This is a genomic window from Sphaerisporangium fuscum (assembly GCF_018531465.1).
GTDB classification, from domain to species: domain Bacteria; phylum Actinomycetota; class Actinomycetes; order Streptosporangiales; family Streptosporangiaceae; genus Sphaerisporangium; species Sphaerisporangium fuscum.
Genome location: NZ_JAHDTF010000017.1, coordinates 105,749 through 120,892 on the forward strand (window position 1 = coordinate 105,749; position 15,144 = coordinate 120,892).

At 71.5% G+C, this 15,144-nt stretch carries 17 protein-coding genes; 9 read left to right on the forward strand and 8 right to left on the reverse strand.

What is annotated here, in order from left to right:
- From KIK05_RS21865 to KIK05_RS21880, 4 genes are all read right to left on the reverse strand, one after another.
- Complete coding sequence (locus KIK05_RS21865; protein WP_214412641.1) at positions 1 to 2,256, reverse strand: hypothetical protein; 2,256 nt, start codon at positions 2,254 to 2,256, stop codon at positions 1 to 3.
- Positions 2,257 to 2,325: 69 nt separating this feature from the next.
- Entirely contained in the window at positions 2,326 to 3,081 is a 756-nt protein-coding gene (locus tag KIK05_RS21870; RefSeq protein ID WP_250563205.1) for a class I SAM-dependent methyltransferase, read from the reverse strand.
- Positions 3,082 to 3,306: 225 nt separating this feature from the next.
- Entirely contained in the window at positions 3,307 to 4,362 is a 1,056-nt protein-coding gene (locus tag KIK05_RS21875) for an ABC transporter substrate-binding protein (RefSeq protein ID WP_214412643.1), read from the reverse strand.
- A gap of 184 nt (positions 4,363 to 4,546) precedes the next feature.
- On the reverse strand, positions 4,547 to 4,768 hold the full coding sequence (locus KIK05_RS21880; RefSeq protein WP_214412644.1) for a putative acetyltransferase: 222 nt from the start codon (positions 4,766 to 4,768) through the stop codon (positions 4,547 to 4,549).
- A gap of 105 nt (positions 4,769 to 4,873) precedes the next feature.
- On the opposite strand from KIK05_RS21880, the gene fdxA reads away from it, so the two are divergent.
- The 3 genes from fdxA to KIK05_RS21895 all read left to right on the forward strand — a co-directional run bounded on the left by fdxA (position 4,874) and on the right by KIK05_RS21895 (position 7,079).
- On the forward strand, positions 4,874 to 5,200 hold the full coding sequence (gene fdxA, locus KIK05_RS21885) for a ferredoxin (RefSeq protein WP_214412645.1): 327 nt from the start codon (positions 4,874 to 4,876) through the stop codon (positions 5,198 to 5,200).
- A gap of 125 nt (positions 5,201 to 5,325) precedes the next feature.
- Positions 5,326 to 6,405, forward strand: a complete 1,080-nt coding sequence (dapC, locus tag KIK05_RS21890) for a succinyldiaminopimelate transaminase (RefSeq protein WP_214412646.1) — start codon at positions 5,326 to 5,328, stop codon at positions 6,403 to 6,405.
- Between the two features lie 11 nt (positions 6,406 to 6,416).
- Positions 6,417 to 7,079, forward strand: coding sequence for a DUF4178 domain-containing protein (locus KIK05_RS21895; protein WP_214412647.1), 663 nt, complete (start codon positions 6,417 to 6,419; stop codon positions 7,077 to 7,079).
- 13 nt (positions 7,080 to 7,092) lie between these two features.
- Here the strand turns inward: KIK05_RS21895 and KIK05_RS21900 are convergent, their stop codons facing one another.
- Positions 7,093 to 8,127, reverse strand: coding sequence for a hypothetical protein (locus KIK05_RS21900; protein ID WP_214412648.1), 1,035 nt, complete (start codon positions 8,125 to 8,127; stop codon positions 7,093 to 7,095).
- A gap of 56 nt (positions 8,128 to 8,183) precedes the next feature.
- Between KIK05_RS21900 and KIK05_RS21905 the strand changes: the two genes are divergently transcribed.
- From KIK05_RS21905 to KIK05_RS21920, 4 genes are all read left to right on the forward strand, one after another.
- Positions 8,184 to 9,020, forward strand: coding sequence for a 2,3,4,5-tetrahydropyridine-2,6-dicarboxylate N-succinyltransferase (locus tag KIK05_RS21905; protein ID WP_214412649.1), 837 nt, complete (start codon positions 8,184 to 8,186; stop codon positions 9,018 to 9,020).
- Between the two features lies 1 nt (position 9,021).
- Positions 9,022 to 10,095, forward strand: a complete 1,074-nt coding sequence (gene dapE / locus KIK05_RS21910; protein ID WP_214412763.1) for a succinyl-diaminopimelate desuccinylase — start codon at positions 9,022 to 9,024, stop codon at positions 10,093 to 10,095.
- Between the two features lie 247 nt (positions 10,096 to 10,342).
- Complete coding sequence (locus KIK05_RS21915) at positions 10,343 to 11,104, forward strand: LOG family protein (protein WP_214412650.1); 762 nt, start codon at positions 10,343 to 10,345, stop codon at positions 11,102 to 11,104.
- A gap of 46 nt (positions 11,105 to 11,150) precedes the next feature.
- Positions 11,151 to 11,738, forward strand: coding sequence for an LOG family protein (locus KIK05_RS21920; protein ID WP_214412764.1), 588 nt, complete (start codon positions 11,151 to 11,153; stop codon positions 11,736 to 11,738).
- Here the strand turns inward: KIK05_RS21920 and KIK05_RS21925 are convergent.
- Positions 11,715 to 11,999, reverse strand: a complete 285-nt coding sequence (locus KIK05_RS21925; protein WP_214412651.1) for a hypothetical protein — start codon at positions 11,997 to 11,999, stop codon at positions 11,715 to 11,717. The two genes, KIK05_RS21920 and KIK05_RS21925, sit on opposite strands and share 24 nt — an antisense overlap.
- A 116-nt stretch (positions 12,000 to 12,115) precedes the next feature.
- Here KIK05_RS21925 and KIK05_RS21930 point away from each other — a divergent pair, with 116 nt between their 5' ends.
- Positions 12,116 to 12,829: a hypothetical protein gene (locus KIK05_RS21930; protein WP_214412652.1), complete on the forward strand. Its 714-nt coding sequence runs from the start codon at positions 12,116 to 12,118 to the stop codon at positions 12,827 to 12,829.
- A 59-nt stretch (positions 12,830 to 12,888) separates the two neighbouring features.
- Positions 12,889 to 13,446 (forward strand): DNA-3-methyladenine glycosylase I, encoded by a 558-nt coding sequence (locus KIK05_RS21935; RefSeq protein ID WP_214412653.1) that lies wholly within the window; start codon positions 12,889 to 12,891, stop codon positions 13,444 to 13,446.
- 3 nt (positions 13,447 to 13,449) lie between these two features.
- Here KIK05_RS21935 and KIK05_RS21940 read toward each other — a convergent pair whose 3' ends face one another.
- Positions 13,450 to 14,292, reverse strand: coding sequence for an enoyl-CoA hydratase-related protein (locus tag KIK05_RS21940; RefSeq protein WP_214412654.1), 843 nt, complete (start codon positions 14,290 to 14,292; stop codon positions 13,450 to 13,452).
- Positions 14,292 to 15,080 carry a PaaX family transcriptional regulator gene (locus tag KIK05_RS21945; protein WP_214412655.1) on the reverse strand — a complete coding sequence of 263 codons (789 nt, stop codon included), beginning with the start codon at positions 15,078 to 15,080 and terminating at the stop codon, positions 14,292 to 14,294. Before KIK05_RS21945 ends, KIK05_RS21940 begins: the two co-directional genes overlap by 1 nt.
- Positions 15,081 to 15,144 lie beyond the last annotated feature (64 nt).

Below are 15,144 nucleotides of genomic sequence, written 5' to 3' on the forward strand. Positions count from 1 at the left end.
TCAGACCATCAGGGACAGCAGGTCGCGGTCGCCGCGCTCGCGCAGCCGGTTCATCAGCTCGGGCAGGCCCACCGGGCCGGTCATGCCGATGCGGGTGGCGAGCACGCGGATCGTCTCCTCCAGGGATTCGGCCTGGCCGCCGGTGGTGTAGCCGGCCAGGCGCAGGGCGAGGGTGTTCTTGTCGGTCTCGCCGGCCGCCGCGGGCACCAGCCGCGCCCGCAGGAGCGTGTCGTCCTCGGCGACGGTCAGGAACAGGTGGGAGCCCGGCTGGGCGCCCATCTCGTGGAGCAGCTGTCCCAGCGAGTCGATGACGGGCCTGGCCTGCCAGCTGAGCGTGATGTCCCCGGCCGCGCTCGTCACCGTGCGGTCGTCACCGGGGGACATCCCGAGGTAGGCGGCGAAGCCGCTCGGCACCCGGCACTCGGCTCCGCCGAGATGGTCGGGCGTGACGTCGATCCGCAGCCACCACAGCCCGTCCGGTTGCCGGAAGCACCTGCGGGTCATGGCCACGTCCTTCAGCGGGCCCGTCGTCGGCCCCGACGGCGGGCCGAGAGGGTCGGCCGGCCGGTCGGCCGCGTCGGCGGAGACGGCGGCCTTCTTGGTGCTCTGGATGCGCAGCTGCGGGACGTTCTCGAGCCACTCCTTGGCGACCTCGGGATGGATGCCCAGGGTGGACACCAGCTCCAGGGCCCGGGCGACCGTGGGCGGCCGGTCGGCGTTGAGTATCAGCCCGCAGGTCTGCTCACGCAGCTCGGCGATGTCGCCCGCGACCAGCCAGTCGTCCTGGACGGTGTAGCCGGGCAGCGTGGCCAGCACGAACTGCCAGGCGGGGACGTCGAGCGAGCGCAGCTGCCTGGTGTGCCAGTCGGCGGCGGCCATCAGCCGCGACTTCGGCGCGGCGATGCCGAGCGCCCCGGAGAGCTTCTCGAGGTGCTGGGTGTACGGGGCGGCCTCGTCGCTCTCCAGCCAGGCGGCGACCCGGGCCCGCAGCTCCTCCTCCAGGGCGAGGATCTCATCCGGTGTGACCGCGAACAGTTTCGCGAGCTCTTCGGGGGCGGCCGGGGCGTCGGTGAAGAGGTGGTTCTGGGCGACCGCCCAGGTCTTGTCGTCGAGGTCGGCGAACGCCTCGTCGATGAGCGCGGCGAGGTCCCCGTCGGCGCGGACGCCGCCGAGGTCGTCGGTGCTGGTCCCCACCGGGGCCGCCAGCAGGGGGACGCCTTCGGGCGCCTCCAGGTGCGCGGCGGCGTCGAGATCGTCGTACCCGCCGTCACCGCCCATGGCGGGCTCGGCGCCCATGGCGGCCGGGTCCGTGAAGCCCTCGGGCTCGGGGATGAACGGCCGCGGAGCCGCGGTCGGCGGGCCGAATGGGGAGGACTCGCGCCCGAAGGAGGGAACCTCGGAGCCGAAGGGAAGCCCTTCGGGGGGCTGGGGACGCTCGGGGCGCGGGGGCGGGGTGAACATCGACGTGCGGGGCCCCGTGGGCTCGGCACGGCCGGCGTCGAAGGGGCTCTTGGCGGTGCGCTGCTCCAGCACGGCCTCCGCCATGCGGGCCGCGGCGAGGCCGAGCGGGTCGCTCTGCTCGGCGGCGGCAGCGGCGGCGGCGGCCGTCGGGCGTCGCTTCGGCAGCGGCGGCTTCCCCGCGAACGGGTCCGGCTGCGGGACGGGCAGGTCGCCGAATACCCCGGCGGCCGGCTTCTCGACGGCGAGGGGCTCGACCGGGAAGGGGCCGGCCGCCTTCTCCAAGGGGAGAGGCTCGACCGGGAAAGGGGCGGCCGCCTTCTCGATCGGGAGAGGCTCGGGCGCGTTCTCCATCGGGAGTGGAGCGCTCGCCTCGTGCTCCTCGTCGTGCTCGCCGGACGACAGCCGTACGAAGACCGCCGTGAACAGCGCCGTCAGGACCGGGCGGGCCCGGATGAACGGCTGGTCGGCGAGCTCGCGGCCGGTCAGCGACAGGAGGCCGAACCACGAGCCCACGCGGTCCAGCGCGATCGAGACCTGCGGGTCGTCGGCCTCGTCGGGATCCATGACGTGCAGCGCGGGCAGGATGTCGCCCACGGCGGCCGCCGGCCAGTGGTCGAGTGCCAGTTCCGTGAGGAGCTCGCCGAGCGCCTCAGGATCGAGCACGGCGAACACCCGGCTGATGGGCATGGCCCGCCACCAGGCGTCCGGCAGTCCGGGTGCCTCGCGGAGCTGCGAGAACCCCGTCGCGTCACTCCAGCGAAGCGGAGGCACGAGATCACTCAGACAGAAGTTCATCCCGTTCCCTCTCCGGTGATTCCATTGACCAGACCATAGTCTGGCAAATCGCTCGGCCCTAGACGGCCGTTAGGCCCGTACAGCGGCGAATCGCAGCCTGACGTAGTCGGCCACCCACCCCGATTCGCGGCGTAGAGCAGGGGCGGCGAGCTCGTTGACCCGGCGTAGCAGCGGCTCCACGACCGCGGGCGGCACCCCGTCGAGCAGGGAGCCCGCGAACATGCGCACCCAGTCGGCCGCGCCGCCGGGACAGTCGTCGAGCGGGGTGGGGCGGTCGAAGTATTCGAGCAGCCGCACCGTGAAGCCCCCCTTCTCCAGCCGCAGGGCGTACTCCGCGGGGGTCGGGAAGTACCAGGGCAGCTCGGGCTCCGGCAGTCCGTACTCGCGCCAGGCCGTGAGCATCGCCGAGGTCAGCGCCGCGCAGTTGCCGGCGCCGCCCAGCTCGGCCACGAACCGGCCGCCGGGCGCCAGCGCGGCCCGCACGCAGCGGATCACGGCGTCGGGGTCGCGGGCCATCCAGTGCAGTGCCGCGTTGGAGAAGACCGCGTCGTACGGCTCGGTGACCGAGAAGCCGGCGGCGTCGCCGATCACGAAGGTCAGGCCGGGGTGCTGGACCCGCGCGGCCTCGACCATGGTGGGCGAGCCGTCCAGGCCGGTCACGACGGCACCCCTGGCCGCGATCTCGGCCGTGAGGACCCCCGTGCCGCAGCCGAGGTCGAGGATGCGCTCTCCGGGGCAGGGATCCAGGAGCTCGATCAGCGGCTCTCCCTGCGCCGAGACGTAGCCGAACGAGCTGTCATAGGCGCGAGCGTTCCACCGCGTCAAACTCGGTGTGTCGTACCGCAAGGCCATCCGCTCGCATTCTCAGACATCGCTTCCCCGTGTCCGTAGGTAAAGACACTCTAGGCCTGTTTTCCGCACGAGCCCGAATCTCCCCGGTCGTTCCAGTGATTGAACCAGGTCGATCATGGGCGATGTGCGGAAAACGGGTCTAGGCCTTTCGTGTCCGGGCGACACATCCGTCTGAGTTCGTACGGCGTACGGAACGTCTCAACCCATCGTTTTCGTCCAGTTGGCCCTGAGGTAGGTCTTGGCCGCGTCCGCCTGCGGGACAGTGAGGATGACCGGGGTGCCCGAGACGGCGGGGAGCTTGCCGGCGGCCTTCTTGTCGAGCTTGCCCCGCATCTCCAGGGCCTCCATGCGGGCCGGGCGGGCGAACCCCTTGAGGAAGAGGTTCTGCGCCTCGTCGCCGGCGAGGAACTCCTGCCACAGCCGGGCGGCGGCCGGGTGCGGGGCCTTCTTGTTGATCGCCTGCACGTAGTAGGACGCGAGCACGGCGTTCGAGGGGATCACGACCTTCCATGCCGGCTTGTCGTCCCCCGCGGTCTCCGCGGCCTTGGCGGCGTTCACGTAGTCCCAGTCGACCAGCGTGTTGGCCCGCGAGGGGAGGCTGAGGCGGCCCTCCTTCTTCAGGCGGGCGAACAACGCCAGGCCCCGGCCGGCGTCGGGTCGGCCCGCCTGCAGCGACGCCGCCATGACCCCGTTGAACGCGGCGGCCGTCTGCAGGGGGTCGCCCGGGAGGGCCACGGCGTAGCCGGGCTTGAGCAGGTCGGTGAAGGTCGCCGGCGCCGGCACCTTCCGCGGGTCGTAGCCGATCGACATGTAGCCGCCGTACCCGGCGTACCAGCGCGCCTTGGGGTCCTTGACGTCGTCGGGGATGTCCTGCCAGGCGGTCACCCGGTACGGCGCGAACTTCTCGGCGTTGGCGATCGCCACGTCCATGCCGAGGTCGAACACGTCGGGCGCCTCGCCGGGTTTGGCGGCCTTCGCCGCCTCGATCTCGCGCTGGCTGTTCGCCCCCGGCTCGACCGCGTTGACACGCACGCCGTACTCGCCCGAGAAGCGGTCCATGATCGCCCCGTAGTTGACCCAGTCGCGGGGGATCCCGATGACGTTCAGGGAGCCCTCGTGCCTGGCGGCCTCCACCAGGCGGTCCATCGTGCCGAAGCCCTCGGCGAGGCTGGCGGCCCTGGGGTTCGCGGGGGGCCGCTTCTTTTCTTCGGTCTTGGGCGAGGAGCACGCGGCCACGGCTGTGGCGAGCGTCATCAGCACTGCGGCTACGGCACGTGAGGTCACGATACGAATACTCAACGTCACATTCGCGCACGTCGAGGAGGCACGCGGAGGTTTGGGGGAGCATTGCGGTATCCCGACAGGGGTACGCCACTCCGGGCGCAGGGGTCCGTGCCGCACGAAGCAGGGGGAGCGGCCCGGCGGCCCGGCGGGCCGGTCAGCGTTCGGGGACGACCTTGGCCGCGACGACGGTGTGCTCGGCTATCTCGACCAGGGTGCCGTCGCGTTTGCGGACCTTCAGCAGGCCCTCGCTCCACGACTCCAGCACCCCGACGGCGTCGCGGAACCCCCCGGTGTCGCGGCGGCGTACGGTGACCCTGCGGCCCACGTCGGCGGGGGAGACGGCCACGACCAGCCTTCCGCCAAACTGCGCTGTCATCCGCTTTCCCCCCCTCCCGTTTCAGAGATGTCCCTGGCACGGCAATACTAGGTCTAGCAACCCGCGGTCGAGTCGTGCGAAGGCGCGGAGAAGAAGGAGTCCGAGGTGACCTACGTCATCGCGCAGCCTTGCGTGGATGTCCTGGACAAGGCGTGCATTGAAGAGTGCCCCGTCGATTGCATCTACGAGGGCAACCGCATGCTCTACATCCACCCAGACGAGTGTGTGGACTGCGGCGCGTGCGAGCCCGTCTGCCCGGTCGAGGCGATCTTCTACGAGGACGACACGCCCGACCAGTGGAAGGACTTCTACAAGGTGAATGTGGAGTTCTTCGACGAGCTCGGCTCGCCCGGTGGTGCGTCCAAGGTCGGGAAGATCAACAAGGACCACCCGATCGTGGCCGCGCTGCCGCCGCAGGCCGAGGAACACTGACCTCAAAGCCCGGTCCGTGGTCATGAGGTGCCACCGGGGTACCGTGACCTGTCGGTCGCGGTACCGGCGGTGCCATGTCCGGACATCGGCATTCATGATCGCGTAAGGACTTAGGGGGTACATCGGTGATCGGGCTGCCTGACTTCCCTTGGGACCGTCTGGTGCCGCACAAGGAGCGGGCGCTCGCCCACCCCGACGGCATCGTCGACCTCTCGATCGGCACGCCCGTCGATCCCGTACCCGCCGTGGCGCGCGAGGCGCTGGCGGGCGCGGCCGACAGCCCCGGCTACCCCCTCACGCACGGCACCGAACGGCTCCGCCGCGCCGCCGCCGGCTGGCTCGCCCGCCGGCACGGCGTCACCGTCGACCAGGCCGACATCCTGCCGACGATCGGCTCAAAGGAGCTCGTCGCCTGGCTGCCCACCCTGCTCGGGGTGGGTGCCGGCGACCGCGTGGTCATCCCCGCCCTGGCCTATCCCACCTACGACGTGGGGGCCCGTATCGCCGGGGCCGAGGCCTACGCCTCCGACGGCCTGCTCGGGCTCGGCCCGGAGCGCGTGCCGCTCGTCTGGGTGAACTCCCCTTCCAACCCCACCGGCCGCGTGCTGCCCGCCGAGCACCTGCGCAAGGTCGTCGCCTGGGCGCGCGAGCGCGGGGCCGTCGTGGCCTCCGACGAGTGCTACATCGAGCTGGGCTGGGAGGAGGAGCCGGTCTCGATCCTGCACCCGGACGTGTGCGAGGGCTCCCACGAGGGCCTGCTGGCCGTCCACTCGCTGTCCAAGAGGTCCAACTTCGCGGGGTACCGCGCGGGGTTCGTCACCGGCGACCCGGCGCTGGTGAAGCGGCTGCTGGAGGTCCGCAAGCACGCCGGCATGATCATGCCCGCGCCCGTCCAGGCGGCGATGGCGGCCGTCCTCGACGATGACGAGCACGCCGACGCGCAGCGCGACCTGTACGCCTCGCGGCGCGCCCGGCTGCGGCCGGCTCTGGAGAAGGCGGGCTGGCGGGTCGACCACTCGTCCGCGGGGCTCTACCTGTGGGCGACGAACGACCGTGGTTGCTGGGATCAGGTCCGTGAACTGGCCGATCTCGGGATTCTGGTCGCGCCGGGCGATTTCTACGGATCCGCCGGTGGGTCACATATCCGTATCGCCGTGACGGCGACCGATGAGCGGATCAATGCGGCGGTGGCCCGGCTCCAGTAGGATCCCGCGGCATGACCGTTATGGTCGTGCTCGCGGCCGGCATAGCCATCCTCGTCGTCGTGCTGGGCGTGTTCCTCGGTACCCGACGATCCGAGAAAGCGGCTCGCCCGGCTCCCCGGCCCCCTGAGCCGGCACCCGAGCCGATGTCGCCGCACCCTGCCCTCGCACGTCCCGTGGTCCTCGACCCCGAGAACCTCGACCCCCGCACGATCAAGGTGGGGGACACCATCGACCGGCAGGGGGTACGCTCCCGCGTGCTCGGCGCGCTCCACCTGTCGTCGCAGGGCGACCACTGGACCGAATACCTCCTCGAAGAGGGGGGCTCGCGCCTCTACCAGTGGCTCTCGGTGCAGGAGCGCGAGGGCGCCACGCCCGACGACCCTCCGCACCTCGAGGTCTACCTGTGGACACCGGTGCCCACCCAGGGCATGGTCCCCGCCAAGAGCATGCTGATCATGGAGGGGGTCGAGTTCTACCCCATCGAACGGGGCACCGCCGCCTACCGCTCCGAGGGCACGACCGGCTACGGCGAGCGCGGTCTGATCGACTTCGCCGACTACCGTGCCGACGACGGCCGCCTGCTCAGCTTCCAGCGCGCCCAAGGCGAGCCCTGGACCGCCGCCTACGCCCAGCCCCTCTCCCCGGGCTCCATCTACGTCGAACGCATGCTCTGACCGCCGAGGGCCGTCAGGCGAGGTCGACCTGGGTGGTGGCGGCGGTGGAGTCGGGGAGCCAGCCGTCGTGACCCGAGGCGGACCTCCACTTCACGCCGCCGTAGCGGACCTCGCGCAGGCCGTACTTCTGGGCGTGCGCGACCGACCAGGAGGCGATCTGCCAGCCGCGGCGCTCGGTGGAGACGCTGATGCGCTCGCGGCCGCCCTGCGCCGCCCGGCCGCTCTTGTCGGCCACGTCGCTCGTGGTCGCGGTGGGCCGGCCGGCCGGACTCGCGGTGGTGCCGCCGGTGCCCGCCGTCGTACGGGCCGCCGGGTCGGCCGCGCCGGTCTTCGTCCCGCCGGTGGGGTCGGCGGTGTCCCGCTTCGTCCCGCCGCTCCGGTCACCCGGGCTCGCCGTGGAACTCCCGGAGACCGCCGGGCCGAGGGCGCGGGCCAGCTCCTTGCGGGCCTTGGCGGGCTGGTCGGCGACCGGCTTACCGGGGGGCGGGTACCAGCAGTGGACGGCCTTCGGGACACGCCCGGTGAACGCGGGCGCGAGGATCTTGGCGTCGGGCTCGTGCTGGGCGTACGCCGAGCCGTCCGCCGACCGCTGGACCGCCTGGGCGGCCTCGTGCAGCGGCATCTTCTGGTAGTGCCTGACCTTCACCAGCGCCGCGAAGAACTTCTGCGAGGCGTACACGGGGTCCTGCAGCTGCTTCACCGTGCCCCAGCCCTGGGAGGGACGCTGCTGGAACACCCCCACCGAGTCGCGGTCGCCGAACGGGAGGTTCAGCAGCTTCGACTCCTGGATCGCCGTGATGTAGGCGATCTCGAGGGCGCGCTCGGGCAGCTTGCGGCGGGTGGCGACCGCCGCGATCGTGGCCGCGACCTGGGCCTGCTCGATCTCGAGGTCGAGCGTGCCGAGGGAGGTCCTCACCTGGCAGTGCTCGCCCAGGGCGTACGGCCGGGCCTTGTTGAGCAGGTGGTAGACGCCGTAGAAGATGGCGGCGCAGAGTACGGCGACGATTGCGATGATCGTCAGAACCGTTCGTGAGAATCGCCGGGCCACGGACAAGAACCTACCGGCCCATCCGAGGTCTCCGTGCGGCACTAAGCTCCCCTTGCATGAGCCAGACCTTCGAAAGCCCGTTGCCTGCCGCCGTCGATGAGCTGTGGGAGCGCCGCGCCGAGCTGTCGCCCGACGACGCCGAGGCGCGCGGCGTGATCGTCGGTGCCGTCGACATGCTCGACACCGGCAAGGCCCGTGTCGCGTTCGTCGACCACTCCACCGACGAGGTGGTCGTGGACGAGCGGGCCAAGCGCGCCATCCTGCTCAGCTTCCGTGTCCTGGGCATGGTGAGGGGCCAGGTGGGTGACTTCCACCACAACGACCGCATTCCTTTGAAGACCTCTCTCGAAGGCGTCCGCGTGGTTCCCGGCGCCATCGCCCGCTGGGGTTCCTACCTCGCGCCCGGGGTCGTACTCATGCCGTCCTTCACCAACATCGGCGCCTACGTCGACAGCGGCACCATGGTCGACACCTGGGCCACGGTCGGCTCCTGTGCGCAGATTGGCAGTAACGTCCACCTTTCAGGCGGTGTCGGCATCGGTGGCGTCCTGGAGCCGCCGAACGCCGTCCCGGTCGTGGTCGAGGACGACGCCCTGATCGGCAGCCGCTCGATGATCGTCGAGGGCGCCCGGGTCGGCAAGGGCGCCGTGGTCGGCGCCGGCACGATCCTTTCGGCCTCCATCCCTGTGATCGACGTGGAGACCGGCGAGGAGATCAGCCGCGGCCGTATCCCCGACTACTGCGTCGCGGTCGGCGGCACCCGCAGCAAGGAGTTCCCGGGTGGCACGTTCGGGCTCCCGTGCGTCCTGGTGCTCAAGCGGCTGGAGGAGGGCCAGCGGCACGACAAGGCGGCGCTGAACGACGTCCTGCGTCAGCACGGCGTCAATGCCTGACATGGCGCCCCGGATCGACCTCGCCGCCGACGTCCGCGACCTGACGGCGGCGATCGTCGACATCGAATCGGTCAGCGGCGACGAGAAGGCTCTGGCCGACGCCGTCGAGGCGGCGCTGGCGCCACTGCCGCACCTCACCGTCGTGCGCGACGGCGACGCGGTCGTCGCGCGCACGGGGCTCGGCCGTGCCGAGCGGGTGGTCATCGCGGGCCACATCGACACCGTGCCGCTCGCGGGGAACCTCCCCTCCCGGGTCGAGGGCGACCTGCTGTACGGCTGCGGCACCTCCGACATGAAGAGCGGCGTCGCCGTGGCGCTCAAGCTGGCCGCCTACGTGCCCGAGCCCGCCCGCGACGTGACGTACGTCTTCTACGACTGCGAGGAGGTCGAGGCCGAGCGCAACGGGCTGGCCCGGCTGGCCCGCACCCGCCCGGAGCTGCTCGAAGGCGACTTCGCCGTGCTGATGGAGCCCACCGACGGCGAGATCGAGGGCGGCTGCCAGGGCACCCTGCGCGCCGACATCGTCACCAGGGGCAAACGGTCGCACAGCGCGCGGTCGTGGTTCGGGGTGAACGCCATCCACGCCGCCGCGCCGATCCTCGACAGGCTCACCGCCTACCAGGCGCGCGAGCCGGTGGTCGACGGCCTCGCCTACCACGAGGGGCTGAACGCCGTCGGCGTTTCCGGGGGTGTGGCGGGCAACGTCATCCCCGACGAGTGCGTGATCACGGTCAATTACCGCTTCGCGCCCGACCGTTCGCTGGAGCAGGCGCAGGACCACGTGCGCGAGGTGTTCGACGGGTACGAGGTGCGGTTCACCGACGGCGTCGCCGGCGCCCGGCCCGGCCTCACCCATCCGGTGGCGTCGGCGTTCGCGCGGGCCATCGGCGGGACGCCCCGGGCCAAGCTCGGCTGGACGGACGTCTCGCGGTTCTCCGAGCTCGGCGTGCCGGCCGTCAACTACGGGCCCGGCGACCCGAACCTCGCCCACCAGCAGGGGGAGTACGCCTCACTCAGCAAGATCGTCGAGTGCGAGCAGCGGATGCTCTCCTGGCTCCGCACGCCCTCGCTCTGAACGAGCGGAGGAACCGGCCGCGGTTTCGCACCTGGACGGCCGTACAAAAGAAAGTGGCTTTCCTCGCCGGCCATTTGGCGGGGAAAGCCACTTTCAGTCCCGAGCAGCACCCTCGGCTCTTAGACGCAGCCTCGCGAACAAACGGTTCCGCTGCTCCGAGCAGATTTTTCAAGATTCTTTGGCTCCTGGGTGAGACGCTCCCGACGATGGGGCTTACGCGCCCTCCGGGGCGGTTAGCGTGATCGGCATGAACAAAGCATCGCGTGAGGAACGCCGCCAGGGTCAGTCTCTCGTCCGGGGGAAGTTCCTGCCCGATTCCACCTTCGACGAGCGGCTCCTCGACCGGCGCGACTCGACCGACTGGCTGCACATGGACCCCTGGAGGGTGCTGCGCATCCAGGCCGAGTTCGTGGAGGGGTTCGGGCAGCTCGCCGAGCTCCCGCCCGCGGTGACGGTCTTCGGCTCCGCGCGCACCCCCCGCGACACCCCCGACTACGAGCTGGGCGAGCGTCTCGGCCGCGCCCTCGCCATGGCCGGGTACGCCGTGGTCACCGGTGGCGGCCCCGGCTGCATGGAGGCGGCGAACAAGGGAGCCAGGGAGGCGGGCGGCATCTCGGTGGGCCTCGGCATCGAGCTGCCGTTCGAGCAGAAGCTGAACGACTTCGTCGACCTCGGCATCGAGTTCCGCTACTTCTTCGTCCGCAAGACGATGTTCGTGAAGTACGCCTGCGGGTTCGTCGCCCTGCCCGGCGGGTTCGGGACGCTCGACGAGCTGTTCGAGGCGCTGACGCTGGTGCAGACGCGCAAGGTCACCTCGTTCCCGGTGATCCTGCTCGGCACGGAGTTCTGGGGCGGCCTGCTCGACTGGATCCGCGACACCCTCGTCAGCACGGGCAAGATCTCCCCCGGCGACGTCGACCTGCTGCAGGTGACCGATGACGTCGAGGAGGCGGTGCGGGTCATCGTGGACGCCGACAAGGAGCGCCAGCTCGCCGTGCGGGGAGCCTGACGCGGGCCGCCGCAAGGGCGGGCTGTGTAGGGTGGCCGTCGTGGCTATGGCGATTTGTGTGTTCTGCGCGTCGAGTCAGAAGATCGAACGGAAGTACCTCGACCTGGCGGCCGACGTCGGCACCGAGCTGGCCCGTCGCGGCCACACGCTCGTCAGCGGCGGCGCCGTCGTGTCCTGCATGGGCGCCGTCACCCGTGCCGCCCGCGAGGCCGGCGGCCGCACGGTCGGCGTCATGCCGCAGGCCCTGGTCGACCTCGAGATCGCCGACACCGACTCCGACGAGCTGATCATCACCGGGGACATGCGGGAACGCAAGGGCATCATGGACGCCCGGTCGGACGCCTTCCTGGTGCTGCCCGGCGGCATCGGCACGCTGGAGGAGCTCTTCGAGATCTGGACCTCGCGCACGCTCGGGCTGCACGACAAGCCACTGGTCATCCTGGACCCGTGGGGCCTCTACGCCCCGCTGCGGCTGCTGGTGGACAACATGTACGAGGCGGGGTTCACCCGCCCGAACGTCTTCGACGCCATCTCCTGGACCACCACGGTCGAGGAGGCCATCGACCACCTGGAGAAGCCGGCCCGTCCGCTGACCCCGCTCGCCGACGAGCTAGGCGAGGCCGCGGCGGGTTAGCGCCGGCGGGCGCCGGCCGGCGATCGACTCGGCCATGTCGACCGCGAGCCGCACCTGGTCCTCGTAGGCCGTGCGGAAGACGCGGGCTCCGAGCCAGGCGAAGACCGCCGCCGTCGCGATCTGCGCGGTCTGGTCCCCCTCCAGGGTGACGGCCACGGTGCGCCCCTCGCGCGCGAGCCTCTCGACCTCGGCGGCCGAGCGCGCCTCGGCCCAGGAGGCGTCGAGCGGCCGATCGGGTCCGATCACGAGCACAGGGGTCATGCGTCGATGGTTTCACACCGCGCGGGCCGCCCTCTCCGGAGCGCCGCACCTGCGTGAGGACCGTGCGCAAGCTCAACAATGAGCGCTCAAACGCGGTCATGTGGCACGATTCGTATGTGCTGGTCATACTCGCCGTCGCCGCGCTCGCCGTGCTGTACTGCGTGGTCATGGTCTCACAGGGGCGTGGCGGGGAGCTCGCGGAGTTCGCCCCCGACGTGCCGCCCCTCGACCTTCCGGCGCCGGGGCAGCTGACGGCCGCCGACTTCATGGCGCTGCACCTGCCGGTCAGCCTCGTGGGCTACCACACCCAGAGCGTCGACGAGACGCTGCAGCGGGCGGCGACCGCGATCGGTGAGCGTGACACCCACATCGCGGTGCTGGAGCAGCGCGTCGCCGAGCTGCTCGCCGGACGCCTGCAGGCCCGCCAGGCGTATCCGCGCCCGTCGTGGGCGCCGGTCGCGAACGAGGCCCCGCCGTCCCAGCCGGCGCCGTCCCAGCCCGTGGCGGCCGAGCCGGTCGTGGCCGAGCCGGAGACCGGCCCGGGCGACTCACCGGAGGGCGCTTTCGACGCCTTCGCCCCGGTCACCCCGCCCGCCCCCAAGACCCCTGGGCTTTTCGACGCCGCCGCCACCGGCCCGCTGCCTGCCGTCGGCGCGGGCGAGGACCCGTTCGAGGCGGCCATCAAGGCCACCGGCCAGTTCGAGGCGGTCCGGGCCGACGACCCCGCGGAGTCGCCGGGCGATGAGCACGATCCGTTCGAGCCCCCGGCCAAGGAGCGCGACGCGTTCGAGAAGCCCGCCGACGCGCCCGGCGAGCGCCCGGAGCCGTAGGGCTGAGGACGGCCCCCGTTCCGCCCTCCTGTCCGGAGGAGCTTGTAGCCTCTGTCTCCGTGACGTCTGAGCTTGTCCGCTGCGGGTGGGTGACCACCGCCGCCGACTACATCGCCTACCACGACGACGAGTGGGGGCGGCCGGTGCACGGCGATGATCTCGTGTTCGAGAGGCTGAGTCTGGAGGCGTTCCAGTCGGGCCTGTCGTGGCTGACGATCCTGCGCAAGCGGGAGAACTTCCGCAAGGCCTTCGCCGGCTTCTCCATCGAGGCCGTCGCGGCCTTCGGCGAGGCCGACGTCGAGCGGCTGCTCGCCGACGCCGGCATCATCCGCAACCGCGCCAAGATCGAGTCGACGATCGCCAACGCCCGCGCCGCGGCGGCCCTGACCGGCGGCCTTTCGGAGCTGGTCTGGCGGTACGCCGACCCGGACTCGCCCGTGCCCCGGACGCTCGCCGACGTGCCGGCGACGACCCCCGGGTCGAAGGCCCTGGCCAAGGAGCTCAAGCGCCAGGGCTTCCGGTTCGTCGGCCCCACCACGGCGTACGCCATGATGCAGGCGATCGGCCTGGTGAACGACCACGTCGCCGCCTGCTGGGTGCGCGACCCCTCTCGCTGAGCGTCAGCGGCCCTCGAAGACGGGCCGCTGCTTGGCGAGGAACGCCTTGGTGGCCTCGCGGTGGTCGTCGGTCTTCGCGCAGAAGTCCTGCAGGTCGGCCTCCACCTCCAGGGAGTCCTCCAGGGGGTGCGCCGCGGAGAAGTCGAGTGCCTGCTTGATCGCGCCGTACGCCAGAGTCGGGCCCTGCGCCAGCCGTACGGCGAGGTCGCGGGCGGCCTGCGTGAGGCGGTCGGCCGGGACGACGGTGGTGGCGATGCCGAGCTCGAGGGCCTTGGCGGCGTCGACCGGCTCGCCGAGCAGCAGCAACTCGCGGGCTCTGGCGGGGCCGACCAGCCGGGGAAGGGTCCACGAGGCGCCGGAGTCGGGCGCGAGGCCGATGCCGCTGAAGGCCATCGCGAACTTGGCGGCCTCGGAGACGACGCGGAAGTCGCAGGCGAAGGCCAGGGAGGCCCCGGCGCCGGCGGCGATGCCGTTGACGGCGGCCACGACCGGCTTGCCCATGCCCGTGATCGTCAGGATGATCGGGTTGTAGTGGGCCCGGACGGTGTTGTCGAGGCCGACGCCCGCCTCCAGGTTGGTGGCGTGTTCCCGCAGGTCCTGCCCGGCGCAGAAGCCGCGCCCGGCACCGGTCAGCAGCACCGCCCGCACCCTGTCGTCGTCGCGGGCGCGCTCCAGCGCCTCCAGCAGGGCCGCCTTCATCGTGATCGTCAGGGAGTTCATCGCGTCCGGCCGGTTCAGCGTGACGGTGGCGACGCCGTCCTCGACGGAGTACAGCACGCCGTCGTGGCCGTGCTCGTCCGCGGTGGAGGACGCCGCGGTGGTGGTGGGGTTGGCTCGCTCATCCATCAATGGACTCCCTTGTCCAGGTTGCGGTCGACGAAGGCGGCCGCCGCGGGCAGCAGCCGGGCGGCCTCCTGCTCGAAGTAGACACGGGCCTTCTCACCGGGCCAGGCCGGCGGAAGCAGCTCCGGGGGCAGGCCCGGATCGCGGAACAGGAAGTTGCGCCACCCGTGGACCAGTCTGCTACGGGTGGCGAAGATCTGGTGGTCGGGGGCGTCGCGGGCGAGCCCGCCGACCAGGTCGACGGCCTGCTCCATCCACTCTTCGTAGGCGCGTGCGATGGCCGAGAGATCCCAGGCGCGGGCCACCAGCTCGCGCGGGTCACCGTCGAGGGTGCTCTCGAACACGTCGGCACGCACCTGCTGGTCGTCGAGCAGCGCCGCGAGCTCGCCCGAAGGGCGCGGGCCGATCCACGTCGTCTCCGACAGGGAGGCGTACCCGAGGAACGACAGGTCGGCGCGCAGCCGTTCACGCCTGGCACGCTCGCGAACCGGCTGGAAGACCAGCACCTGCCATCGCCCGGACCAGGGGACCGAGCCGGAGCGGTAGACGCGGGCGACGGTCTCGTCCAGGCGCCGGGCGCATTTGGGCGTCATCGCGTAGCCCGGCCCCTGCGGCAGGCGGACGGGCGCCAGCCACTCCTGCCGGACCATGCGGGAGATCGCGGTGCGCACGGCGGGCGCGGCGATGTCGAGGGGCGCGAGCAGCCTCACCAGCGCCGCCACCGAGGCCCGCCCGCCACGAGTGCGCAGGTGGTCTCCGTAGAGGTCGAAAAGCGCGGCGCGGGCGTTCACATAGACCAGTTTGGTCGGCGCAAGGGCCCGGGACAACGCATTCTGGGAGGAGATCGTTACCCAT